Here is a 23,812-nt window from a genome sequence, read left to right as displayed (position 1 = left end):
TGTAGATTTTACGTCGAGACGGGTCGTTCCACTGAACTGAAGACGGGGAAAATCTCTCCCCGTGGGCATACGTTTTGTATGAAGACATGGTAGCATCGAGCATGGAAATTCGCGAAGCGACAGCCGACGATATCGACGCCATCCGGTCGATCGCCAAGCGCTCGCTCGAGTCGACCTACACCGAGTTCCTCGACGAGGAGACCGTCGCGGACGCGATCGACCAGTGGTACGGCGACTCCTTCGCCGACGACCTCGAGGACGACCACTCGCTGGTCCTCGTCATCGAGCGCGACGGCGAGATCGCCGGCTTCTCGCAAAACGACCTGATCGGCCAGCGCTACGACACCGGTCGCATTCTGTGGCTCCACATCGACCCCGACCACCGTGGCGGCGGCACGGGCGTTCGACTGCTCGTCCGCACCCGCGAGCGATTGCTCGACGAGGGAGCCGACCACGTGCAGGGACTCGTCCTCGAAGATAACGCGGGCGGTAACGAGTTCTACGCGGACAACGGGTTCGAACAGGCCGGCCAGCGAGAGGTCGAGATCGGCGACGAGACGTTCACGGAGAACGTCTACGCCGAAGACGAGATCGGCGAGGACGGCTGGGGCGCCGTCGACGAACTCGAGACTGACGGCGAGACGATATACGTGAGCTACGGCGAGGCCGCTCGCGGCGCCAAGGCGCCGTTCTACAGCGCCTACAAGGGCGAGGGACGCGAGGAGCTGTACGGCTGGTTCTGCGGCAACTGCGACTCGCTCGAAAACACCATGGACACGATGGGTCGAATCGAGTGTAACAACTGCGGGAACCGCCGGAAGGCGACCCGCTGGGACGCATCGTACCTCTAGGGACCGGTACGGCGGTCGCGATGCGACCGTCACGTCCGCGCGTTTCAAACTGGTCGAGTCGGTTTTTGTCGCGACGACGACTGTATTCGGAGCTGTATCGTTCAGCGAGCGATTCTGTACCCGTCATTGATATATTTGCTTCACTCTGGTCATTTCGCTCACAATATGGTGTCCTTACGCAACGAGGCGGGCGAACGGGCGGCCGAGACGGGCGATCCTCGCATCCTGAACCGCCCGATTCCGCCCCGGAGTTACCGACATAAGACGCCGTTTCAGCGGCAGTACTAAGACGTTACACCTGTTGTCTCCGCATTACAATTGCCGGCTCAGTCATCGGCGTAGAGACGACGGGTTCCCACGGTCGAGCGGCTGATCGACCGCGCGCAACCGAATACTCCCTTCCCTATCATATGAGTCGAGAGGACCACATCGTCCGCGGGTTCAAGGTAACGCTGCTCGCTCGAGCGATCTACATGCTCTCGAGCGCGCTGTTGATGTTCATACTGGCGCGCTATCTCCTCGATCCCGACGGCTACGGGACGTTGTACTGGGTGATCGGGATCCTGGCGATGGTCCGGCTGGTCGCGGATCTCGGGATCGGCAAATCCGCGGCGCGATACCTCTCGGAGTACCGTGAGGAGGATCCGGGCCAGATACCACACCTCCTCAGATCGACGATCACGTTCAAGATCGTCATCATGGCGCTGGTCGGCTACCTCCTCTTGGTGTTCCACGAACAGCTCGCGGCCGCGCTGGGTCGGCCGGACGCCGCGCCGTTTCTCGCGGCCGGCGTGCTCTACATCGCCGTCTTCTCCTTTAGCACGTTCACGGAGATCGCCTTCCAGGGGTTCAACCACCTCCCGTACAGCGCCGCCATCAGGGCGATCAGCGGCTTCTCCCGGCTGGTCTTCGCCGTCGGCTTCGTGCTCATGGGACTGGGGGCGCTGGGCGCGTTCTTCGGCTACGTCGTCGGTTACACGCTGTCGGCCGCGGTCGGGCTCGCGGTCCTGTACTACGCCTTCTACGCGCGGTACGATGCCGCGGAGACCCACGAAGAGGGGCTGACGCGACGATTGATCGAATACAGCGTGCCGCTGACTGCGACGCGCAGCGCGAACGTCGTCGACAAACAGGTCGACACCGTGCTCGTCGGGATCATCCTGACCCCGACCGCGGTCGCGTTCTACACGCTCGGCAAGCAGATCACCGACTTCGTGCTTGCACCCGCCGAATCGCTCGGCTTTACGATCTCGCCGAACTTCGGCGAGCAGAAGGCCTCGAACCAACTCGGGCAGGCCAGGCAGATCTACGAGACGGCGCTGACGAACACGATGATGGTGTACATCCCCGCGGCCGCCGGGCTGGTGATCGTCGCCGACCCCTTCATTCCGATGGTCATCGGCGCCGAGTACGCGGGTGCGGTGCCGGTCCTGCAGGTCCTGGCCGCGTTCATCATCCTGCAGGCGATCACGAACCTGACGAGCGACAGCTTGGATTATCTCGGGCGTGCGCGCCACCGAGCGATCGCGAAGGGGGGAACGGCCGTCGCCAACTTCCTGTTGAACCTCGTCCTCATCCCGACGATCGGCGTCGTCGGCGCGGCCATCGCGACCGTCGCGACGCACTCGGTGTACGTGGCGGTGAACCTCTACATCGTCCACATGGAACTCGAGCTCCGGCTCAAACGGCTCGCCCGATCGATCGGCATCATCTGCGTGATCACCGGGATCATGGCCGGCGCCGTGTTGCTCGTGACGCCGCTGGTCTCGAGTCTCGCGATGTTGGTGGGCGCGATCGCGCTGGGCGCGATCACCTGGGCCGTCCTCGTCGTCGCGAGCGGGCTGGTCGATCCCAACGAGGTCCGGGCGGCGATCACGTGACGGCGCGGCGACCGTGGATCCGACTCGTGAGAGGTGCGGTCCGACGAGATGGGGCGTCCTCGAAGTGACAATCGAAAGCAGGCGCCGCCTGCTGATGACAGTATCCTTTTGCCCCCCGTGGTCGTGTGTTTGAGTATGGCTGTTGCCGATCCTGTCACTGTCGGGGTACTGAGTCTACACACGAGCAAGGAAACGAAAGCTATTCTCAACGCCGTCGAAGATCTGGGCCACGATACCGAGTGGCTCCGTGCCGAGAACACGTCGATCAGCGTCACCGACGGGAGCGTCGTCTTAGAGCCGGAGGTCGACGTCATCGCTAACCGGATGCTGCTGTCGAACACCGAACAGCCCGCCGAGGAGCTCGGGCTCGCGAACACGTTCGCGCAACTGGTGCCGACGCTCAACGAGCCGTCGACGGTGCTGACGGCGATCCACAAGCTCTCGACGGCGACGACGCTGGCGGCCAACGACGTTCGGACCCCCGACGTGACGCTCGCGCTCAGCGGCGAGCAGCTCAACGCGGCGCGGGATCGGTACGGCGAGGAAGCGGTCTACAAGACGGCGATCGGGACCCACGGCGGCGGGACGTGGAAGGTCGGTCCCAACGATCCGATCAACGCGAAGGTCGGCAACCGATACGCCTTCCTGCAGGAACTCATCGACCGCGAGGACACCCGCCACCGCGACGTTCGGGTCTACGTCGTCGGCGGCGAGATCATCAGCGCGATGTACCGCTACGCGCCGGACAACGACTGGCGGACCAACGTCGCCCTCGGCGGGAGCGTCGAGGACGCGACCGACGACCTCCCCGAGGAGGCCCGCGATATGGCCCGCCGCGCGGCCGACGCCATCGGCCTCGACTACGCCGGCGTCGACTTAGTCGAGGGCGACGAGGGCTGGTTCGTCCTCGAGGTCAACCCGACGGCCGGGTTCAAGGGCCTCTACGAGGCGACGCAGGTCAGCCCGGCCCCCTACATCGCGAAACTGGCGATCGAACGCGCCGGCGGCGAGGTCGACGAGGACCGCGTCAGCGGTCTCTCGAACGTCCTCGACGACTCCCGTCCGACCGCTCAGCCAGTCGAGGCGACGACGCCGGACGCGGAGCCGAGCGTGATCGGCTACACCGAGGAAATCGTGCTCTCGGGGACCAGCGGCTCGAAGACGGTCCTCGCGAAGTCCGACACGGGCGCGACGCGGACGAGCATCGATACCTCCCTCGCCGCCGACATCGGCGCCGGGCCGATCAAGTCGATCACGCGCATCCGCTCGGGCAGCAGCAAACAGTCCAAGAGCCGTCCCGTCGTCGACGTCGTCGTCGGCGTCGGCGGCAATCAGCACACCGTTACCGCCAGCGTCGAGGACCGCAGCCACATGGACTACCCCGTCATCCTCGGTCGGGACATCCTCGGCAACTATCAGGTCGACGTGGGTCGCCGCGCCGATCGGGACGCACCTGACACGCCCGAAGAGGAGGAGTAACCGGCGAACTCTCCGCGGCGACCGACCGACGGATCGGCGCTCGCGTTCCGACGGCTGTTCGGATGAACCGTACGCGTCCGATTCGAATCGCTCGATGGAGACCGAGACGAACCCAAATACTCCCTCAAGCAGTTCACAACCCACACTTTCGTTTTCGATATTCGGAACAATATTGGGTGAATAAGAAACGGAATATGTGTCTAAAACAGGTACTCTTTCCAGTCCGGTCCGGGCGCCTGTACGCCCGTCGCTGAACAACGACAGTCCAAAACACGGCCGCGATGATATCGACGCGTTCTCCCCTGGATCGAGACGAATCAAGGCGCTGACGACATCCCTGTCGAATCGCAGCTAGTTACCCGGAACGCCCGCAGCGACGGTACGAGCGGTTCGCTACTGACGACTACTCCACCCGCCTCGAGAGGACGGCCGGTCGAAATTGTCGAAATTCCGAGTAGTGGCGGGTTGCAGCGGTTGCGGAACACGTAGCCCGAACCGACCACTGATAAAACCTCATGAAAGGGCAAGATTGCTTTTGCTGTATCGAAGACTTCGTTATCGGATTAGAAAATCTTAATAGGCGAAAGGAACAATCCCTGAGCGATGAATAGGTCAAACCAAGACTGGTGGCCGAACCGGCTGAACGTGGATAACCTCGATCAGAACGTCCCCACGTCCAGCCCGATGGACGAGGACTTCGACTACGCCGAGGAGTTCCAGAAGCTCGACCTCGACGAAGTGAAAGCGGACATCGAGGACGTCATGACGACGTCTCAGGACTGGTGGCCGGCCGACTACGGCCACTACGGGCCGCTTTTCATTCGGATGGCCTGGCACAGCGCCGGCACGTACCGCACCAGCGACGGCCGCGGCGGCGCCTCGGGCGGTCGACAGCGCTTCGCGCCGCTCAACAGCTGGCCCGACAACGCGAATCTCGACAAGGCGCGACGACTCCTCGCGCCCGTCAAGCAGAAGTACGGCCGCAAGCTCTCGTGGGGCGACCTGATCGTCCTGGCCGGGAACGTTGCCCTCGAGTCGATGGGATTCGAGACGTTCGGCTTCGCCGGCGGGCGCGAGGACGAGTACAAGCCCGACGACGCCGTCGACTGGGGGCCCGAAGACGAGTGGGAAGCGTCCGATCGCTTCGACGAGAACGATGAACTCGAAGGGACGCTCGCCGCCACCGTGATGGGCCTGATCTACGTGAATCCCGAAGGTCCCGACGGCGAGCCGGACCCGGAGAAGTCGGCAGAACGGATTCGACACTCGTTCGGTCAGATGGCGATGAACGACGAGGAGACGGCCGCGCTCATCGCTGGCGGACACACCTTCGGGAAGGTCCACGGCGCCGACGACCCCGACGAGCACGTCGGCCCCGAACCCGAGGCGGCCCCGATCGACCAGCAGGGGCTCGGCTGGGAGAGCAGCCACGGCTCCGGCAAGGGTGCCGACACGATCACCAGCGGGATCGAGGGCCCGTGGAACACCACGCCGACCCAGTGGGACATGGGCTACATCGACAACCTGCTCGAGTACAAGTGGTGGCCCGAGAAGGGGCCCGGCGGTGCCTGGCAGTGGACCACGCAGAACGGCGAACTCGACGAGGCCGCACCGGGCGCCGAAGATCCGTCGGAGAAGGAAGACGTGATGATGCTGACGACGGACGTCGCGCTCAAGCGCGACCCCGACTACCGGGAGATCTTAGAGCGCTTCCAGGAGAACCCGAAGGAGTTCCAGGAGGCGTTCGCGAAGGCCTGGTACAAGCTGATCCACCGCGACATGGGTCCGAAAGAGCGGTTCCTCGGCCCGGAGGTTCCGGACGAGGAGATGATCTGGCAGGACCCCATCCCCGACGCCGACTACGAGCTGATCGGCGACGATGAGATCGCCGGACTCAAGGAGGAAATCCTCGCGTCGGACCTCTCGATCTCCCAGCTCGCCAAGACCGCCTGGGCGGCGGCGTCGACGTACCGCGACAGCGACAAGCGCGGCGGCGCCAACGGGGCTCGCATCCGTCTCGAACCGCAGAAGAGCTGGGAAGTGAACGAGCCCGACCAGCTCGAGACGGTGCTGTCGACCTACGAGGAGATTCAAGAGGAGTTCAACGGCTCGCGATCCGACGACGTGCGGGTCTCGCTGGCCGATCTGATCGTGCTGGGCGGCAACGCGGCCGTCGAGCAGGCCGCTGCTGAGGCCGGCTACGACGTCGAGGTTCCGTTCGAACCGGGCCGTACCGACGCGACGCAGGAACAGACCGACGTCGACTCCTTCGAGTCGCTCAAGCCCCCGGCCGACGGCTTCCGGAACTACTACAGCGACGAGGCCGACCAGTCCCAGGAGGAGCTGCTGGTCGACAAGGCGGACCTCCTTGACCTGACGGCGCCCGAGATGACGGTGCTGGTCGGCGGCATGCGCGCGCTGAACGCGACCTACCAGGACTCCGAGCTCGGCGTCCTCACCGACCGGCCGGAGACGCTGACCAACGACTTCTTCGTGAACCTGCTCGACATGGACTACGAGTGGGAAGCGTCCGACGGCTCCCAGGACATCATGGGCTGGGAAGCGCCCACCGACGACTCCGAAGACGGCGAGGTCTTCGAACTGCGCGACCGAGAGACGGGCGAGGTCGAGTGGACGGCCACCCGCGCGGATCTCATCTTCGGATCGAACGCCCGACTTCGAGCCATCGCGGACGTCTACGCGTCCGAGGACGCGGAAGAGAAGTTCGTCCGTGACTTCGTCGACGCGTGGAGCAAAGTGATGCAGCACGACCGCTTCGACCTCGAGTAAGGACTCGAGTCGCCGACTCCTCGTTCTCACTTCTCCCGCTCGTTCGACGCGCGAATCCCGATCGATTCGACGACTAGATGCCGGTGGTGTCGTCGTCGCCGGTGTGATCCTCGGTTTCTCTGTGCTGGATGATCACTTCTCGGTCGGTGATCTCGTTGATCTCCGACGCCTCGACGGGGTAGTCCTCGTCGTCGTGGCCGCCCCAATTCATCCGCGCCTTGAGTCGATCCGTCAGCCCCGGCTCGGGGTCGATGTAGGCGGTCTGGCCCTCGACTTCCGCGACGATACCGATCTGCTCGCCCGTCTCGTCGACGACGTCTTTGCCCTGATCGTCGGGGGAGAGTTCGATCCTCCCCATCTCGCCCGCGTCGGCGGTCGAACCGCCGGTTCCGGATTCGACTTCGACGTCCGGAGTGGGGTCGCCGGCCCCTTCCGCGCCGGTTCCGGCTCCGCCGCCGGCACCGGCACCCATACCGGTGCCCGCCTCGGTTTCGCCGGCCTCGGCGCTCGTCTCCATCTCGCCGTACTCCTCGACGTCGATGATCTCTCCCTCGATCACGTCGCTGCCGATGACCTCCGAATCGAGCAGTTCGGTCTCCTCGAGGGTGAAGAGCATGCGCGTCCGCTCGTCGATCTGCTCTTCGACCGTGCGCCGCTCGAGCAGTTCGCTCTGGACGACGGCGCCCTCGTCGCGATTGCTCCGAATGACACCCTGCTCGATGACGTCGTCGGCCGTCACGTCCGCGCGCACGACATCGCTCTCGAGGATCGACCGCTGGACGCTCTCGAGTTCGATGTCGGTCTCGATCTTGTCGCTCTCGAGTTCGCCGTGCTGTTCGACGTCGACGTCGACGACCCGGCTCTCGATGGTGTAGCGTTCGACCTCCTCGATCGTGTCGAGGCGGGACTCTTCGGTGATGACTTCGATCTCGTCTGCGGTCACGAACTCGGTGTCGACGATCTCCCGGTTCAGCAGCTCCGAGTCGACGACGTTCCGTTCGACGATATCGGTGTCGACGACCTCGCTCTCGATCGTGTCCCGCTCGACGACCTCCGTCTCGACGACCTGCGTCTCGACGATTTCGGTCGTGACCGTCTCACCCTCTCGGAGCTGGTCCTCGAGTTCGCTGCGGCCGAGGTCGGCGCGCTCGAACGCATGCTCGCGCTCGACCAGTTCGAAGTAGCCCAGCCCCTCCTCCTCCGCGGAGTCGTCTCCGTGGTAGATGAACACCAGATCCTCGTCCTCGAACCGATCGATGAACTCGTCCCACGTGTACTCCTCGTGGTCCGAGCCGAGTTCGTCCCGGTGAGCGAAGGAGTGACCGTGGCCCTCGCTGTCACGAACCGTGACGGGGACCGCATCGCGGGCTTCGGCCCACTCCCTGATGCGCTCGGGATCGGTGGTCATTCGTCGCTGTGACGGTTCGCCTGTCGATGGCTCGTCTACGGGCCTGTCGTTTGCCATACGCCTATCCCCGGGCGAATCACACTTGAGTCGGCGGGGCTCTCTCGCCGGTCAGTATCTCGTTTCTCCCGACCCCGAACGCGGCATGAATTGTCGGGCCCGTAATCGCCGGTTGCACCGTCGATCGGGTCGACTCTCGAGTTCCGAGGCGCGGACAGTCTCTGATTACCGGCGCCGGCCGCCGATTCTCCTCAATCTTCTGACTGTTTCAGCGCGTTCATCGGCGCGTAACGGTCGTCTGAACGCTCGGGTCCGGCCTCGAGGGCTGCATCGGACAATCGGCTGACCCGCCGCTCACTCCGACTCGTACTCGGCCCACAGATACCGCGTCGCGACGCTCCGGTACGGTCGCCACCGCTCGGCGATCTCGCGCATCTCGGCGCGGGACAGTTCCGCGCCGTCCCCGTAGAGGTCCTCGATCGCGCGACGGATCGCGAGGTCGCCCAGCGGCAACACGTCCTCGCGTTCCAGCACGAACAGGAGGTACATGCGGGCGGTCCACTCCCCGACGCCTTTGATCTCGGTCAGCAGATCGACGACCTCGTCGTTCGAGTAGTCGGCGAGCCCCGCTCGAGTATAGTCGTTCTCCTGAAATGCCCGCGCGGCGTTGCGCATGTACTCGATCTTGCTCTCGGAGAGCCCGGCCGCTCGTAGGGCCTCGTCCTCCGCCTCGAGGACGGTCTCGGGAGTCACCTCGTCGCGGAGCAGTTCGAAGACGCGCTCGCGGACGGCGGTCGCGCTCGCGGTCGACAGCTGCTGATTGATAATGGAGATACAGAGCCGTTCGAACTCGTCCCAGTCGGGTTCGACGTAGGGATCGTGTCGCTCGATGAGTTCCGCCATCACGGGGTCGGTCCGGATAACGGGTTCGGCATCGTCTAACATCTACGTAGAGGAAGGGGAGGGCTCGGGGGCTGAAAGGCCTCTCGGTCATCGAGTTCACGATTCGGTCGCGGTCCGTTACTCGAGGTGGTGGTAGTCGAGTTCGTACCCCTCCTCGAGCGCCTCGCGGACCGGGTCGCTCGGTTCGGCGACGCCGCGACGGTCGATCGCGAGGCCGCCCTCGTCGGCCGACACGAGCAGGTTGACGCGCCAGTCCGGGTGGGTCTCCGGGTAGTCCGTCCGATAGTGTGCGCCCCTGGATTCGGTCCGAGCCAGGGCCGTTCGGAGCATCGCTTCGGCGACGGTGAGGCTAACCGAGAGGTCGACGGCGAACTCGAACGATCGCGAGGTGAGTCCGCCCTCGACGCGCAAGTCCCCCGTTCGATCGCGGAGCGCCTCGAGTTCCTCGAGTCCGGTCCGGAGCCCGGACTCGTCGCGGAGAATGCCCGCGCGATCCCACAGCAATTCGCCGAGGTCCGCCAGCAAGGTCGTCGGCGTGACCTCCCCGTCGGCGTCCGCGAGCGACTCGAGCGACCGAAACTCCCGTTCGGCGAGGGCTCGCTGTTCGTCGGTCACCGACGGATCGGCGTCCGATTCGTCGACCGCGGTCGCGATGTGATCGCCGACGAGTTTGCCGATCGCGACGGTCTCGGCGAGCGAGTTGCCGCCGAGGCGGTTCGCACCGTGGACGCCGGCAACGGCCTCGCCGACCGCGTACAGGCCATCGACGCGGGTTTCGCCGGTGTGGAAGTCGATATCGACGCCGCCCATCGTGTAGTGGGCGGTCGGCGCGACCTCGATCGGTTCCTCGGTGATGTCGACGCCGAGCGACGCGAAGCGCTCGACCATCTGCGGCAAGCGTTCCCGGACGTAGTCGGCGTCCCGATGCGAGATGTCGAGATAGACGCCGCCGTTCTCGGTTCCTCGGCCCGCGTCGATCTCCTGCCCGATCGCCCGCGCGACGACGTCACGCGCGTCGAGTTCCATCTGATCCGGCGAGTACCGTTCCATGAACCGTTCGTTCTCGCTGTTGTAGAGCCGTCCGCCCTCGCCGCGCACGGCTTCGGTGACGAGTCGGCCGTCCCACTCCTCCCCGTAGCGTTCGCCGACCATCCCCGTCGGGTGGAACTGGACGAACTCGAGGTCCATCAGTCGGGCGCCCGCTTCGAGAGCCAGCGCCTGGGCGTCCCCGTTGTTCTCGTCGTCCCGCGAGGAGTGGCGGTCGTAGAGCGCCGAGAAGCCGCCCGCGGCGAGGACGACGTGGTTCGACCGGAACAACAGCCCGCGGCCGGTCTCCATGTCGAAGCCGGCGGCGCCGAAGACGCGCCGCCCGTCCGAGAGCAGCCGCGTGATCATCACGTTCTCGCGATAGGGGATCTCGAGGTCGCGAGCCCGTCCGATCAGCGTCTCGAGCATCGCCTCGCCGGTCCGGTCACCGACGAAGCAGGTCCGGCGATACGACTGGGCGCCGAAGTACCGCTGGTTGATCGCCCCGTCGTCAGTCCGGTCGAACGGCATCCCCCACTCCTCGAGTTCGCGGATTCGATCCGGCATCTCGCGCGCGGTCAGTTCGACGGCCTCGGGGTCGTTCAAGTGGTGCCCCTCGTTCAGCGTGTCCGCAGCGTGGATCGTCCAGTCGTCTTCGTCGTCCAGCGAACCGAGCGCGGCGTTGATCCCGCCGGCCGCCCAGGTCGTGTGCGCGTCGCCGTGGTCTCGCTTCCCGATCACCAGCGGCTCGAGACCGGATTCGGCGAGGCTGATCGCGACGCGGGCGCCCGCCGCCCCCGCGCCGACGACGAGTACCGGCGTCCTGACGACGTCATACTCGAGACCGTCTGATGACGTCGATCGGTTCGTTCGTCCGATTCGGTTCTCTACGCCGGCGATGTTGGCTGCTGCGTCCGATTCCTGACGCGCGTTCTCCGCCGGTCGACGGTCGTCAGCGGGTGATTCTGTCATACAAATAATGTAAGGGTCACGCGTACTTAGGGAACGCCCCAAACGATACAGTTCGGCAGACAGAACGGCTGTGGCGTGCATTTCGGAGTTGGTCGTCGGACTGTCTGTTACCCGACTCGAGGTCGTGATCTCAGTCGCCGGCACCGCGCTGTGGCGGGCCGACGGACGGTCAGGACGCGATCCGATCCGGCGGCGCTCCGACGGACGGTAGCGGTGACGTGCCGAGTTCTTCCGCTCGGACACCGACGTGATTCGGCGAACAGGTTTTCCTCCCGGACGGGCTACTGTGGGTATGTCGACGACGTCCCCCGTCTTCTGTTACGTCTGTAACGAAGAGATGGTCCTCGACGAGACCCTCGAGCATCACCTCGTGTACGAACACAAGCCGCGAGAGCTAGCCAAACAGCTCGTCGCCGAGTGGGAAGCGGAGGAACTCGGCGAGGCCGTCTGAGTCGGAACGGTTGCCTCACTGATCGGCGCGTCGGCTCTCGAGTCCCTCAGGGGTCTCGGGTTCGACGTTCGCCAGTCGCATCGCGTTGCCGGTCACGCCGAGGCTCATTCCCATGTCGCCGATGACGACCGCGTGAATCACCGTGACGAACCCGAACGGCGTCCCGGCGGCGAGCGCGGCCTTCACCGCGAGGCTCGCCCAGATGTTCTGGCGGATGACGCCGGTAGCGGTGTGAGAGAGTTCATAGAGGTACGGCAGCCGGGTGAGGTCGTCGCTCATCAGCGCCACGTCAGCCGTCTCGAGGGCGGTGTCGGTCCCCGCGGCGCCCATCGCGATACCGACGCCGGCGGTCGCGAGCGCGGGCGCGTCGTTGATGCCGTCGCCGACCATGGCGACGGTGGCCTCCTCGCCGGGTGCCTCGTCGCCGTCTCCCTCGCCGGCGTCGTCCTCGCCTTCGAGTCGGCGAATCCACTCGAGTTTCTCGTCGGGCAGCAGTTCGGCGTGGTACTCGTCGATCCCCACCTCCTCGGCGATGGCGCGAGCGGTCCCCTCGTTGTCGCCGGTGAGCATCACGACGCGGACCCCCTGCTCCTGCAGTTGCGAGACGGCCCACTTTGCCTCGGGACGGACGCGGTCCGCGACGGCGATGACGCCCAGCGGCCGGTCCTCGGTGCCGACGACGACGACGGTCTTCCCGTCGGCCTCGAGGTCGGGGATGACCTCCGCGAGGACGTCGACACAGCCCGGGCGGTCGCACTGCGAGCTCGAGTCGTACCCCATTTCCTCGAGCGCGACGCCACCGTCGGTCGTCGCGTGCGTGTGCTCCAGGTCGGCCAGCCCGTCGAACAGGTCCGGCTTGCCGACGTAGTGGGTCGCACCGTCGATCTCGGCGCGGACGCCCTTCCCGGTCAGCGCCTCGAACGCGGAGACGTCGGGATCGTCGTCAGCGTCGGCCGTGACGCCCTGCTCCTCGGCGTAGTCGACGATCGCCTGTCCGATCGGGTGCTCGCTGCGACGCTCGATGGCGCCGGCCCGCCGGAGGACGTCGTCCTCGTCTGCCCCCTCGAGGGGGATCACGTCGGTCACCGTGAGGTCGCCCTCCGTCAGGGTTCCGGTCTTGTCGACCGCGAGGACGTCGCTCTCGCCGACGGCCTCGAGGTAGCGCCCGCCCTTGATGAGGACGCCGTTCCGGGCGGCGCTCGTGATGCCCGAGACGACGCTGACCGGCGTCGAGATGACGAACGCGCAGGGGCAGGCGATCACCAGCAGCGTCAGCCCGCGGAGGAACCACACGTTCCACGACGCGCCGGCGAGCAGTGGCGGTGCGACGGCGATTGCGACCGCGAGAGTCACGACGATCGGGGTGTAGACGCTCGCGAAGCGGTCGACGAACCGCTCGCGCTGGGTCTTCTCACGCTCGGCGTCCTCGACCATGCGGACGATCCGGGCGATCGTCGAGTCGTCGGCCTCGCTGGTCACCTCGACCTCGAGATAGCCCGACTCGGGGAGCGTTCCCGCGTATACCTCGTCGCCCGCCGTTTTGTCGGCGGGGACGCTCTCGCCGGTGATCGGCGACTGGTCGACCGCGCTCTCGCCCTCGAGGACGACGCCGTCGGCGGGGATCTTCTCGCCCGGCCGGACGACGACCGTGTCGCCGACCGCGACCTCGTCCGCCGGCACCGTCTCCTCGCTGCCGTCCGCGCGTTTGACGGTCGCCGTCTCGGGCGAGAGATCCATCAGCTCCCGCAGCGAGTCGCGGGCCCGGTCCATCGAGAACCGCTCGAGCAGTTCGGCGACGCTGAACAGCACGGCGAGCATCGCCCCCTCGAAGGGGTGGTGGGCCGCGACGCTGGCGAGGATCCCGACCCCCATCAGGAAGTCGATGTCCAGGCTCCGGTTGCGCGCGGAGTAGTAGCCGTTCCGGAGGATCGGCGCGCCGGCGATCGCCGCGGTGACGAGAAAGAGCCCCGTCGAGAGGTGGTAGGTCCGGTCGACGAGGTCGCCGGCGGCGATCGAGAACAGCGCCGGGTTCGCGCTCGGCAGGACGAACTCGAGGAGCATCCCCAGACCCAGAAGGGCGGCACCAATGCCCGTGGTGACGGCCCGGCGGCTCTTCCAGACCGGCTCGTCGCCCATCGGTTCGCCGTCGGTGTCGTCACCCATCGGCGTCGCGTCGTAGCCGGCCGACCCAATGGCGTCGACGACCGTCTCCGAACCGGTGCCGTCCTCGACCGTGACGGTCACGCGACCCGAGGCGGGGCGCGTCTCGATCTCGCCGACGCCCGCGGTCCCCTCGAGCGCGTTCTCGACCTTCGACGCACAGGAGGCACAGTCCATGTCGGGCACCGAGAACGTCAGCTCCGACGCCGCGCCGACGATCTCGTAGCCGGCCGCGCGGACCCGCTCGCGGATCGCGTCCTCGTCGGTCCGCGTCGGATCGAACTCGACGACGAGGCGACCGCTGGTCACCCGCGCGTCGATCGCGTCGATCCCCTCGAGCCGCTCGACGCTGTTCGTCACCTTCCCGGCACAGGAGGGACAGTCCATGTCGGGGACGCGGAGCTCGAGGCTCCGACTCGCGTCGGGCGGTGCATCCGGAGCCGATGAAGAGGTGTCGCTCATTATCGGTCAGTAGTCACCCCGCTACTATACGGGTTATTTGGCGTGCGCCAAATCGGAGGGCGACTCGATCGAATCGATTGTCCTTCGAGGTTGGCTTCGGCCCACTGCGTAGACTCGATCAGCCAGCGTGCGGTGGCGCGCGCTGTCGCCCGCCCGAGCGACTGCGAGGGCGGGCAACGATGCCGTGCGAGGGATGAGTGAGCGACGGACGCGCGGCGCTACGCGCCGCGGAAAGGCGAACGGCGTAGCCGTGAGCCAAAGAGCGAGCGAATCGGCTGGGGAGGGTGTGGCGATTCCCCGTCGCCACGATAGCAGCACACTCGTTTCCGTCCTTCGTCCCCGAGTTCCTGCGCTCGATTCACATCTCCACAAAGCGGCTACTTCAGTGATTCACAGCCCGGCCGCCAGCGTCTCGAGCGAGTCGTCTTCCTCGACGAATGTCGTCGCGAGGCTGGACTCGGCCCGCCGGAGTCGATACGAAAGCGTCGACCGCGGAATCTCGAGCTTCTCGGCGAGATCGCCGAGTTCGATCCGCCGGGGCGTCTCGTAGTAGCCGTGTTCGACGGCCGCCCGTAGCGCCTCGCGCTGTTCGTCCGGGAGCTCTCGCTCGGGCTCGAGGTGAGCCCGATCGGGATCGAGTTCCGTCAATCGCAGCATCTCGATGCCGGTACACTCGCCGACCTCGTCACCCAGCGCGTCGAAGAACTCGTGGATCGGCGCGTCGCTCCCCAGCACGATCCGCCAGCGGTAGCGCCGGCCCTCGCGGTAGGTCTCGAACAGCAGCCCCTCGCCTAAGTACTCGAGGGCGACGTGGGGAACCGAGGTACAGACGTCCGTGCGGTCCCAGTAGGTGTAGACGACCAGCGTGTCGTTCGAGCGGTCGAGCACCTGCACCTCGCAGTCGGCCCCGCAGTCGTCCTTTACGAGACAGTCCGCGAAGAAGTCCGCGTTCTTGTAGGCGTCCTCGAGGGCCTCGAGCGCTTCCGCCGACCCTTCGGCGTGGTCGACCCGCCAGAGGCTGTCCGCGGTGACGTGACACGACAGCGAGCGGATCGAGGTGTCCGGGTACTCCGCCAACACGTCGGCGACGGGGTTCGTGCCCGGTTCGTACTCGAGGGCGAAGACGAACTCTCTCATTACCCGTTCGTAGGGCCCCACACGACAAAGGGGTTTCTCGCTGGAACCCGTACGATCCGACGATGGCAACACCGGTAGTGATCTCGACCGTCAGCGGACAGGTCAGCGAGTTCTGGGTGTTCTATCGGCGCTATACGGACACGACGATACACACGGCCGCGACCGCGGCGCTGACGATATTCGGCCTGCTGATCTTCCTCGATCCGTGGTTCGCGGTGCTGGCCATCGGCTCGTACGTCGGGCCGCCCGTGGTGCTGTACGCCCTCGCCGACGAGCGGATTCCCGACGCGAGCAACGGCGAACCCCAGCAGGGTCGGCCGGCGAACCGCGCCGACCGGACCGTCGACGCCGCGCCGTCAACGACGAGTCCGAATCGGTCGAGCGGCGCCGACTCGAGGGCGAATTCGCGTGTCCGAACCGGAAACGGCGACACCGACAGCGATAGTGACGACGGCGACACGGATTCGGACAGCGACGGTACCGACACGGATTCGGACAGCGACGGTACCGACACTGATACCGACAGCGACGACGGCGACACCGACTCGGATAGCGATAGTTGACTCGAGACCTATGCGAATACCGTCCTCGCATCGGCGAGCGAGTGGTTCGAAGAACCCGAGTGACGCCGTTCACCGAGCGCTTCGCGCTCGGGCCGACGACTGACTCGGAGCGAGTGAAACGAGCGAAGAGGAAGGAGGAGTGCTTTTAATCGAAATTTTACCGAGGGCGCGGCAGGCCGCGCCCTCGGTAAAATTTCGTGAGCGAAACTTCGTTCTTAGAAGCCTTTTCCGAGCAGTTCGCGCGCGATCACGTTCTTCTGGATCTCGCTCGTGCCCTCGTAGATCTGGGTGATCTTCGAGTCGCGGTAGAAGCGCTCGACGGGGAAGTCGTTGACGTAGCCGGAGCCGCCGTGGATCTGGACGGCCTCGTTGGCGACGTCGACGGCGATCCGCGAGGAGTACTCCTTAGCCATCGAGGCGAGTTTCGTGATGTCGTTGCCCTGGTCGACGTTCCAGGCGGCCTTGTAGGTCAGGTTGCGCGCGGCCTCGGTCTTGGTCGCCATGTCGGCGAGTTTGTGCTGAATGGCCTGGAACTCGCTGATCGGCTGGCCGAACTGCTCGCGGTCCTGGGCGTACTCGAGTGCGGCCCGCAGCGCGCCCTTCGCGATGCCGACGCCCTGTGCGGCGACGCCGGTTCGGGTGGCGTCGAAGAACTGCATCTGCTGGAGGAAGGCGGCGCCCTGGTCGCCGATGAGGTTCTCCTCGGGGACGCGGACGTCGTCGAGGATGAGTTCGGCGGTGTCGGAGGCGCGAATACCGAGTTTGCCGGTGATCTTCTCGGATTCGAAGCCGTCGCGGTCGGCCTCGACGACGATCTGGCTGAAGCCGTCGTAGCGACCCTCGGCGTCGGGGTCGGTCTTACAGAGCATGACGAAGAAGTCGCCGACGGTGCCGTTGGTGATCCACATCTTGTTGCCGTTGATCACCCACTCGTCGCCGTCCTTCTCGGCGCGCGTCGAGACCGAGGAGACGTCCGAGCCGGTGTCCGGTTCCGAGATGGCGGCCCCTGAGATCTTCTCGCCGCGTGCGACGGGCTCTAAGAAGCGCTCCTTCTGGTCTTCGTCGCCGAACTCCCGGATGGCTTCGGTCCCGAACGAACACGCGAGGATCGAGAGCGCGATGCCGGGGTCGTAGGAGAACAGCTCCTCGGCGATGATCGCCGACTCGAGGGTCGAGTAGCCGGCGCCGCCGTACTCGATCGGAATCGAGGCGCCGACCAGCCCCATCTCGGCGGCCTCGTCGACGATGTCGTGGGGGAACTTCTCCTCGGTGTCGTACTCCTCGGCGTGGGGAACGATTTCGTTCTCCGCGAACTTCGCGACTTCGTCGCGAATCTGTTCCTGTTCTTCTGAGAGCCCGAATTCCATGTGACTGTGTTCCAACGTCCACCGATAAAGAGGTTTGTAACCTGTAATGAACTGAACTATAGTTTCCCGTGCGAATGAGGGAAACGTTCAAACACGTGCACATTGCAACTGTGACCATGGAGCTGGAAGATATCAACACTGTCGCAGTTCTCGGCGCAGGGAATATGGGCCACGGCATCGCGGAGGTCGTCGCGATGGCGGGCTACGACGTGAACATGCGGGACATCAAAGACGAATTCGTCCAGAACGGCTACGAGCAGATCGAGTGGTCACTGAACAAGCTCGCCGAGAACGACCAGCTCACCGAGGAGGAGGCCGACGCCGCCCTCGAGCGCGTTACCCCGCTCGTCGACATGGCGGAGGCCTGCGGCGACGCCGACGTCGTCATCGAGGCCGTCCCCGAGCAGATGGAGATCAAGAAGGACGTCTACACCGAACTCGAGGAGGTCGCCGACGACGACGCCATCTTCGCGACGAACACCTCGAGTCTCTCGATCACGAACCTCGCTGAGTTCACCGAGCGTCCCGAGCGGTTCTGCGGGATGCACTTCTTCAACCCGCCGGTTCGCATGGACCTCGTCGAGGTCATCTCGGGCGCGGAGAGCAGCGAGGAGACTCTCGAGACGATCGAGGCGCTGGCCGAGGACGTCGGTAAGACGCCCGTGCGCGTCCACAAGGACTCGCCCGGCTTCATCGTGAACCGCGTGCTCGTTCCCCTGATGAACGAGGCCTGCTGGCTCGTCCACGACGACGAGGCGACCATCGCCGAGGTCGACTCGACGACCAAGTACGGGATGGGGCTGCCGATGGGGAGCTTCGAACTCGCCGACCTCACCGGCATCGACGTCGGCTATCACGTGCTCGATTACATGCACGAGGTGCTCGGCGAGGCCTACGAGCCGAGTCCGCTCTTCGAACAGAAGGTCGAGGACGAGGAACTCGGCAAGAAGACCGGCAAGGGGTTCTACGACTACGAGGACGGCGAGGGCGCCCAGATCCCGACCGACGAGCAGTCCGAGCTCGTCGAGAAGCGACTGATCGCGACGCTGGCAAACGAGTCCGCCAAACTGATCGGCAACGACGTCGCGCCGCCCGAATCGATCGATGAGGCGACCAAACTCGGCGCCGGCTTCCCCGACGGCCCCGTCAAGATGGCCGACGAGTTCGGGATCGAGAACGTCCTCGAGGCGCTCGAGGAGGCCTACGAGGAGACCGGCCACGCGCGCTACGAGCCCGCCGACTACCTCGAGGAGCGCACCGAAGCGGGCGGGTTCTACGAGCAGGACGGCGGCGACGAGGCGACGGAGTTCGAGACGATTCGAATCGAGTACCCCGGCGACCACGTCGGTCACGTCGTCATCGATCGGCCCCACCGGATGAACACGATCAGCGACGACCTGCTCGAGGAACTTTCCGAGGCCGTCGACCTCCTCGAGGACGACGACGAGGTTCGCTCGATTCTGCTCACCGGCGAGGGTGAGCAGGCCTTCTCCGCGGGCGCTGACGTCCAGAGCATGGCCGGCAGCGGCGCCGACCCGCTCGAGATCACCGAACTCTCGAAGGCCGGGCAGGAAGCGTTCGGAAAACTCGAGTCCTGCGAGATGCCCGTCGTGGCCGGAATCGACGGCTTCTGTCTCGGCGGCGGGATGGAGCTGGCCACTTGCGCAGACCTCCGTGTCGCCAGCGAGCGCTCCGAGTTCGGCCAGCCCGAACTGAACCTCGGCCTCATCCCCGGCTGGGGCGGCACGCAGCGGCTCAAACACATCGTCGGCGAAGGCCGTGCGAAGGAGATCATCCTCACCGCCGAGCGGTTCGACGCGGAGACGATGGCCGACTACGGCTTCGTCAACGAGGTCGTCGACAACGACGACCTCACCGAGCGCGCGCTCGAGTTGGCGACCGACCTCGCGGGCGGCCCGCCGATCGCCCAGAAATTCGCCAAGCGAGCGATGCTCGCCGGCCGCGACGACACCGACGCCGGTCTCGAGTACGAAGCCTCCGCGTTCGGCCAGCTGATGGCGACCGACGACCTCATGGAGGGAATCACGGCCTTCATGGAAGACGAAGAGCCGGAGTTCGAAGGGAAGTAAGCCGATCGCGGACGAGTTCCACCGTCCTCATATCAGTGTGATGTCCGCCCCGTCCGACCATAATTGTTTATTTTTCTAAGTTTTAGGGAAGAGATCCCCGTATCGATCAGCATATATACGAACGAAAGAGGTGGTAGTTGATCTGCCAACCAGTCCAAATTCTGACATCTGGTCGCGAGATTTATCACGAAGAGGTACCATTGGTGATCCGTGGCTGTAACGATGCAGAGAACGGAGGGGGCTCCCGATGAGTGACGGTCTCGAGATCCTCGTCGTCGACGACGAGGCGCGCCTCGCGGATCTGTTCGCCGCGTGGCTCCAGAGCGAGTGGACCGTCGACACGGCCTACGACGGCGAAGAGGCCCTCGAGAAGATGTCCGACTCCGTCGAAGTCGTCCTGTTGGACCGCCGAATGCCGGGTCTTTCGGGCGACGAGGTGCTCGAGCGAATCAGGGACGCCGGCTACGAGTCCCGGGTGGTGATGGTGACGGCAGTCGATCCCGACTTCGATATCATCGAAATGGGATTCGACGATTACCTCGTCAAACCGGTCTCGAAGGACGAACTGATCGAGATCGTCGACGACGTCGCCGACCGAACGGAGTACGAATCGGACATCCAGGAGTACTACGCGCTCGTCTCGAAGAAGGCGCTGCTGGAATCCGAGAAGGCCGATCGGGAACTCGCGAACAACGAGGAGTATCAGGACCTCTGTGACCGCGTCGCGGAACTCGAGGCCCGCGTCGACGAGACCGTCTCCGGAATGTCGTCCCACGACGACTTCGTCGGTGCGTTTCAGGACCTGCAGTCGGAGCACTAATCGCCTTCGTCGAACTCGAACTCGAACCGAGCCCCCCGTCGACGCTTTCGGTCGTGGTAATCGACCAGCCGTGTCCAGTAGCGACTTCTCTGACGACCCAGAGCCCGATCCCGAGCCCATCGGCGGACGTCGAGACCGACGGATCGAACAGGTCGTCGCTGATTTCCTCGGGTAACCCCGTCCCGTCGTCCGCGACGAAAAACCCGCAACCGGCGCCGCCCTCGGACTCGAGAGTGCCGACGCGAACGGCGACGTCCCCGCCGCCGTGCTCGATCGAATTCCGGAAGAGGTTCTCGAGTAAGCGCAGCAGCCGCGACCGGTCGGCCTCGATCGCTGTCGTCTCCGCGACCGAAAGCGTCGCGTCGGCCGTCGAGACGTACTCCCAGGCGTCGTCAGCGACCGACTCGAGGTCGACGGGTTCGTGATCGCTCGCCCACTCCCCGTCGCGCGCAATTGCCAGAACGTCCTCGATGATCGCCTCCATCCGGTCGAGTCCGTCACTAATGTTGTCGGCGTACTCGAGCGACTCGGTCTCCTCGAGCAAGTCGAGATAGCCCTGTGCGACGCCGAGCGGATTGCGCAGGTCGTGACTGACGATCCGCGCGAAGGCGTCCAGCCGCTCGTTCTGCTCGCGGAGTTTTCGCTCGCTGCGCTTTCGTTCGGTGATATCGCGGACGACGCCGACCGAGCCCACGAACTCCTCGTCGCGGACGAGGACGGCGATCTGGGCCTCGCAAGGAATTCGCTCGCCGGCTTTCGTCTCGAGAGTGAGTTCGACCGTGTCCGTACTGTCGCCGCTGGAGAGCAGCGAGCGGATCATCTCTCGGCCGGCCTCGACGTCGGCCTCGTCGAAGACGATCGAGGCGTGCTCGCCGAGTAGCCCCTCGCGGCTGTAGCCGGTCATCTCCGTCAGCGCGTCGTTAACGGTCATGAAGTGACCCTGCTCGTCGAAGACGTACATCCCGTCGCCGGCCGTCTCGACGAGTCGTTCGTACCGCTGGAGCGCCCGCTCCTGTTGTTCGAGCTGGCCCCGAATCGCGATCGTCTCGAGGACGTGGGAGGCCGTCTCGGCGACCATCTCGATTCCCGTCCGTTCGGCCTCCGAGAGCGTCTCGAGCGCGTAGACGACGAACACCCCGTACCGCTCGTCGCCCGAGGCGAGGGGGGCGACGGCGGCGGCGCGGACGCCGCGATCGACGGCGTGCTCGCCGAACGGAACCGCGCCGCGCCGCTCGGCGACGTGCTGGTGGCTCTGGAACTCGTCCGTTCGGATCGCTCGCTCGAGAAGCGGCTGGTCGCCGTCGCCGATCCCGAAGGTGCGTTGCATCGGCCACTCCATGCTGTCGGGATCGGTCAGCCAGGGGACGATCTCCCCTTCGCCCTGATCGTACTCGCCGACCCAGGCGAACGCGTAGCGGGCGGTCGCCGTGAACTCCTCGCGGAGGATTCGCTCGACGTCGACGGGGGAGGTGACGTCGACCAGCCGCCGCCTGACCGCGGAGACGATCGCCGCGATGTCGTCGGGAAGCGACGCGAGGTCGCCGCCCGTTTCGGAGGCGGTCTCGGCCGTCTCGAGGTCGTCGGGCGCGGTTCGCGAGTCGGCGCCGACGCGTTCGGTGATCGTCTCGGCGAGGCGATCGGGCCGGTCGGTCTCGTCGGTCCGAGCGACCACCTCGCTCAAGACGGCGACGGACGCGTCGCTCTCGTCGTCGCCCCAGTGGACGAACGTCGGCGTCGACGGCGCCTCCGATTCGACGGCGTCGACCAGACGGGGCACGTTCGCGACCGTGCTCGCGTCGATGACGACGGCGTCGATCGATCCCCGCTCGAGTCGATCGACGGCTTCGTCCGTCTGTTGGGCGATGACGACGTTGACCGGCGCGTCGGTCAACGCGAGCGTGACGGACGCACGCGTGGATCGATCGCTGCTGACACAGAGGACGCGTGGCCGACTCATGTCACTCGGTCACTCTTTCTCACACGGAGTCACTATCGGTCGTCGATACCACTGGCTAACGCGGCGAAACGGATTGTTCTTTCGACGTGTTCGTCACGTTATCGTACCATCGATCGGTTTCGGACGCGTTCGCGGACGCATCGACCGATCGACGCGCCGACGGTCGCCGGAGGCGAGGGTCACCGCCGAGCCGGCGTCATGGCGCCTGTCCGTAGATCAGGTTGCGCTGAATTTCGTTCGACCCCTCGTAGATGACCGGAATGCGGACGTCGCGGTAGACGCGGGCGATCCGCCGTTCGTCCAGAACCGACCGACCGCCGTGGAACTGCATCCCCTGTTCGGCGACCTCGGTCGCGGTCTCGGTCGTCTTGGTCTTCGACACCGCCGCCCAGTAGCCCTCGTTCTCCCCGTTCTGTACCTTCTCACAGGCCCGCCAGGCGAGCGACCGTGCGCTCTCGAACTCGAGCAGCATGTCGGCGAGGCCGTGCTGGACCGCTTGGAAGTCGCTGATCGTCTGCCCGAACTGCTCGCGGTCGTGGACGAACTCCCAGGTGGACTCGATGGCCGCCGCCGCGAGGCCGAGTCCGTGGCCGGAGACGGCGATCCGACCGTGGTTGAAGAAGTCTGCGAGCATCCAGAACCCCTCGCCCTCCTCGCCGATCAGGTTCTCCGCGGGGATCCGGCAGTCCTCGAGTTCGATGTGGGCCTGCTTCGAGGCGCGCATGGCCATCTTCTCGGGGATGTGTTCGGCCTCGTAGCCGTCGGTGTCGGTCGGGACGATAAACAGCGAGTAGTTTCCGTACGGGTTCGACTCGTCGTCGCCCGTTCGCGCGTAGAGGGTGATCCAGTCGGCCTCGACACCGTTGCCGATCCAGTACTTCTCCCCGTTGAGGACGTACTCGTCGCCGTCCTTCTCCGCGGTGGTCTCCATCCCCGCGAGGTCGCTGCCGGTGTCGGGTTCGGAGACCGCCAGTCCCGAGCGCTGCTCGCCCTCGGCGACCGGTTGGATGAACCGCTCGCACTGGTCGTCGGTGCCGTAGGTGACCGTCATCTTGCAGCCGAAACTCGCCAACTGGAGGGTCAGCGCGATCCCCGCGTCGGCGCGGTAGAACTCCTCAGTCAGCGCCAGCAGCTGCGGGAGATCGAACCCTCGACCGCCCCACTCCTCGGGGATGTCCTGAGCGACGAGGTTCGCCTCCTGACCCGCCTCGAGGATCTCCTCTGGATACTCGCCGGCCTGGTAGTACTCCTGAGCGTTCGGTTCGATGTGTTCGCGCGCGAACTCCCGCGCTTCGGCCTTGACGTCGCGGGCGTGCTCCGGGACGATGCTGTCGTCGAGCAGTTCCATGTTCCGTCACAGGGCGGCGCGATAAATATAGGTGCGGTGATCCGTTGCAAGCCACGGATCGGCCGGCGGCGGGGCGGTCCGACCCGTCGGCGTCGCCGTTCGATACCGCTCTCGGGCGACGACGAATCGCCGCCCGTCGAAACGGCGTCCT

Annotated in this window: 15 protein-coding genes and 1 pseudogene; 8 read left to right on the top strand and 8 right to left on the bottom strand. The window is 65.5% G+C overall.

The window, feature by feature from the left end:
- Positions 1-101 precede the first annotated feature (101 nt).
- From HTUR_RS04605 to katG, 4 genes are all read left to right on the top strand, one after another.
- Entirely contained in the window at positions 102-851 is a 750-nt protein-coding gene (locus HTUR_RS04605; RefSeq protein ID WP_012942138.1) for a GNAT family N-acetyltransferase, read from the top strand.
- Between the two features lie 410 nt (positions 852-1,261).
- Entirely contained in the window at positions 1,262-2,731 is a 1,470-nt protein-coding gene (locus tag HTUR_RS04600) for a flippase (RefSeq protein ID WP_012942136.1), read from the top strand.
- Positions 2,732-2,866: 135 nt separating this feature from the next.
- Positions 2,867-4,210 (top strand): RimK family alpha-L-glutamate ligase, encoded by a 1,344-nt coding sequence (locus HTUR_RS04595; protein WP_012942135.1) that lies wholly within the window; start codon positions 2,867-2,869, stop codon positions 4,208-4,210.
- Between the two features lie 603 nt (positions 4,211-4,813).
- Positions 4,814-7,000 (top strand): catalase/peroxidase HPI, encoded by a 2,187-nt coding sequence (gene katG, locus HTUR_RS04590; RefSeq protein ID WP_012942134.1) that lies wholly within the window; start codon positions 4,814-4,816, stop codon positions 6,998-7,000.
- A gap of 73 nt (positions 7,001-7,073) precedes the next feature.
- On the opposite strand, the gene HTUR_RS04585 is transcribed toward katG, so the two are convergent.
- From HTUR_RS04585 to HTUR_RS04575, 3 genes are all read right to left on the bottom strand, one after another.
- Positions 7,074-8,465: a hypothetical protein gene (locus HTUR_RS04585; RefSeq protein ID WP_049941607.1), complete on the bottom strand. Its 1,392-nt coding sequence runs from the start codon at positions 8,463-8,465 to the stop codon at positions 7,074-7,076.
- A gap of 294 nt (positions 8,466-8,759) precedes the next feature.
- On the bottom strand, positions 8,760-9,350 hold the full coding sequence (locus HTUR_RS04580; protein WP_012942132.1) for a DNA-3-methyladenine glycosylase family protein: 591 nt from the start codon (positions 9,348-9,350) through the stop codon (positions 8,760-8,762).
- Between the two features lie 75 nt (positions 9,351-9,425).
- Positions 9,426-11,306 carry an L-aspartate oxidase gene (locus HTUR_RS04575; RefSeq protein ID WP_012942131.1) on the bottom strand — a complete coding sequence of 627 codons (1,881 nt, stop codon included), beginning with the start codon at positions 11,304-11,306 and terminating at the stop codon, positions 9,426-9,428.
- Between the two features lie 292 nt (positions 11,307-11,598).
- On the opposite strand from HTUR_RS04575, the gene HTUR_RS27230 reads away from it, so the two are divergent.
- Positions 11,599-11,757, top strand: a complete 159-nt coding sequence (locus HTUR_RS27230) for a hypothetical protein (RefSeq protein WP_012942130.1) — start codon at positions 11,599-11,601, stop codon at positions 11,755-11,757.
- 15 nt (positions 11,758-11,772) lie between these two features.
- On the opposite strand, the gene HTUR_RS04570 is transcribed toward HTUR_RS27230, so the two are convergent.
- Both HTUR_RS04570 and HTUR_RS04565 read right to left on the bottom strand, forming a co-directional pair.
- Positions 11,773-14,379: a heavy metal translocating P-type ATPase gene (locus tag HTUR_RS04570; protein WP_012942129.1), complete on the bottom strand. Its 2,607-nt coding sequence runs from the start codon at positions 14,377-14,379 to the stop codon at positions 11,773-11,775.
- Between the two features lie 390 nt (positions 14,380-14,769).
- A complete protein-coding gene (locus tag HTUR_RS04565; RefSeq protein WP_012942128.1) occupies positions 14,770-15,516 on the bottom strand; it encodes a helix-turn-helix domain-containing protein in 747 nt (248 codons plus the stop codon).
- 62 nt (positions 15,517-15,578) lie between these two features.
- Here HTUR_RS04565 and HTUR_RS04560 point away from each other — a divergent pair, with 62 nt between their 5' ends.
- A complete protein-coding gene (locus HTUR_RS04560) occupies positions 15,579-16,079 on the top strand; it encodes a hypothetical protein (RefSeq protein WP_012942127.1) in 501 nt (166 codons plus the stop codon).
- Between the two features lie 215 nt (positions 16,080-16,294).
- On the opposite strand, the gene HTUR_RS04555 is transcribed toward HTUR_RS04560, so the two are convergent.
- Positions 16,295-17,446 carry an acyl-CoA dehydrogenase family protein gene (locus HTUR_RS04555; RefSeq protein ID WP_012942126.1) on the bottom strand — a complete coding sequence of 384 codons (1,152 nt, stop codon included), beginning with the start codon at positions 17,444-17,446 and terminating at the stop codon, positions 16,295-16,297.
- Between the two features lie 116 nt (positions 17,447-17,562).
- Between HTUR_RS04555 and HTUR_RS04550 the strand changes: the two genes are divergently transcribed.
- Together HTUR_RS04550 and HTUR_RS04545 are read left to right on the top strand one after the other, a co-directional pair.
- The gene (locus tag HTUR_RS04550; protein ID WP_012942125.1) at positions 17,563-19,536 is read left to right on the top strand and encodes a 3-hydroxyacyl-CoA dehydrogenase/enoyl-CoA hydratase family protein; all 1,974 of its coding nucleotides are present in this window, start codon (positions 17,563-17,565) and stop codon (positions 19,534-19,536) included.
- A 247-nt stretch (positions 19,537-19,783) separates the two neighbouring features.
- Positions 19,784-20,356, top strand: a complete 573-nt coding sequence (locus HTUR_RS04545) for a HalX domain-containing protein (RefSeq protein ID WP_012942124.1) — start codon at positions 19,784-19,786, stop codon at positions 20,354-20,356.
- Here HTUR_RS04545 and HTUR_RS04540 read toward each other — a convergent pair.
- Together HTUR_RS04540 and HTUR_RS04535 are read right to left on the bottom strand one after the other, a co-directional pair.
- Positions 20,353-22,313 (bottom strand): annotated as a pseudogene (locus tag HTUR_RS04540) (PAS domain S-box protein). The gene HTUR_RS04545 and the pseudogene HTUR_RS04540 overlap by 4 nt on opposite strands.
- A gap of 196 nt (positions 22,314-22,509) precedes the next feature.
- The gene (locus tag HTUR_RS04535; RefSeq protein ID WP_012942123.1) at positions 22,510-23,661 is read right to left on the bottom strand and encodes an acyl-CoA dehydrogenase family protein; all 1,152 of its coding nucleotides are present in this window, start codon (positions 23,659-23,661) and stop codon (positions 22,510-22,512) included.
- Positions 23,662-23,812: the final 151 nt, after the last annotated feature.

Source organism: Haloterrigena turkmenica DSM 5511, from assembly GCF_000025325.1.
In the GTDB taxonomy this organism is placed as follows: Archaea; Halobacteriota; Halobacteria; order Halobacteriales; family Natrialbaceae; genus Haloterrigena; species Haloterrigena turkmenica.
The sequence above is the reverse complement of the archived record's forward strand: the minus strand, read 5'-3'. Positions and strand labels throughout refer to the sequence as shown.

Coding starts and splice junctions, on each gene's coding strand:
- HTUR_RS04605 (WP_012942138.1), top strand. CDS start 102: ATGGAAATTCGCGAAGCGACAGCCGACGATATCGACGCCATCCGGTCG.
- HTUR_RS04600 (WP_012942136.1), top strand. CDS start 1,262: ATGAGTCGAGAGGACCACATCGTCCGCGGGTTCAAGGTAACGCTGCTC.
- HTUR_RS04595 (WP_012942135.1), top strand. CDS start 2,867: ATGGCTGTTGCCGATCCTGTCACTGTCGGGGTACTGAGTCTACACACG.
- katG (WP_012942134.1), top strand. CDS start 4,814: ATGAATAGGTCAAACCAAGACTGGTGGCCGAACCGGCTGAACGTGGAT.
- HTUR_RS04585 (WP_049941607.1), bottom strand. CDS start 8,465: ATGGCAAACGACAGGCCCGTAGACGAGCCATCGACAGGCGAACCGTCA.
- HTUR_RS04580 (WP_012942132.1), bottom strand. CDS start 9,350: ATGTTAGACGATGCCGAACCCGTTATCCGGACCGACCCCGTGATGGCG.
- HTUR_RS04575 (WP_012942131.1), bottom strand. CDS start 11,306: ATGACAGAATCACCCGCTGACGACCGTCGACCGGCGGAGAACGCGCGT.
- HTUR_RS27230 (WP_012942130.1), top strand. CDS start 11,599: ATGTCGACGACGTCCCCCGTCTTCTGTTACGTCTGTAACGAAGAGATG.
- HTUR_RS04570 (WP_012942129.1), bottom strand. CDS start 14,379: ATGAGCGACACCTCTTCATCGGCTCCGGATGCACCGCCCGACGCGAGT.
- HTUR_RS04565 (WP_012942128.1), bottom strand. CDS start 15,516: ATGAGAGAGTTCGTCTTCGCCCTCGAGTACGAACCGGGCACGAACCCC.
- HTUR_RS04560 (WP_012942127.1), top strand. CDS start 15,579: ATGGCAACACCGGTAGTGATCTCGACCGTCAGCGGACAGGTCAGCGAG.
- HTUR_RS04555 (WP_012942126.1), bottom strand. CDS start 17,446: ATGGAATTCGGGCTCTCAGAAGAACAGGAACAGATTCGCGACGAAGTC.
- HTUR_RS04550 (WP_012942125.1), top strand. CDS start 17,563: ATGGAGCTGGAAGATATCAACACTGTCGCAGTTCTCGGCGCAGGGAAT.
- HTUR_RS04545 (WP_012942124.1), top strand. CDS start 19,784: ATGAGTGACGGTCTCGAGATCCTCGTCGTCGACGACGAGGCGCGCCTC.
- HTUR_RS04535 (WP_012942123.1), bottom strand. CDS start 23,661: ATGGAACTGCTCGACGACAGCATCGTCCCGGAGCACGCCCGCGACGTC.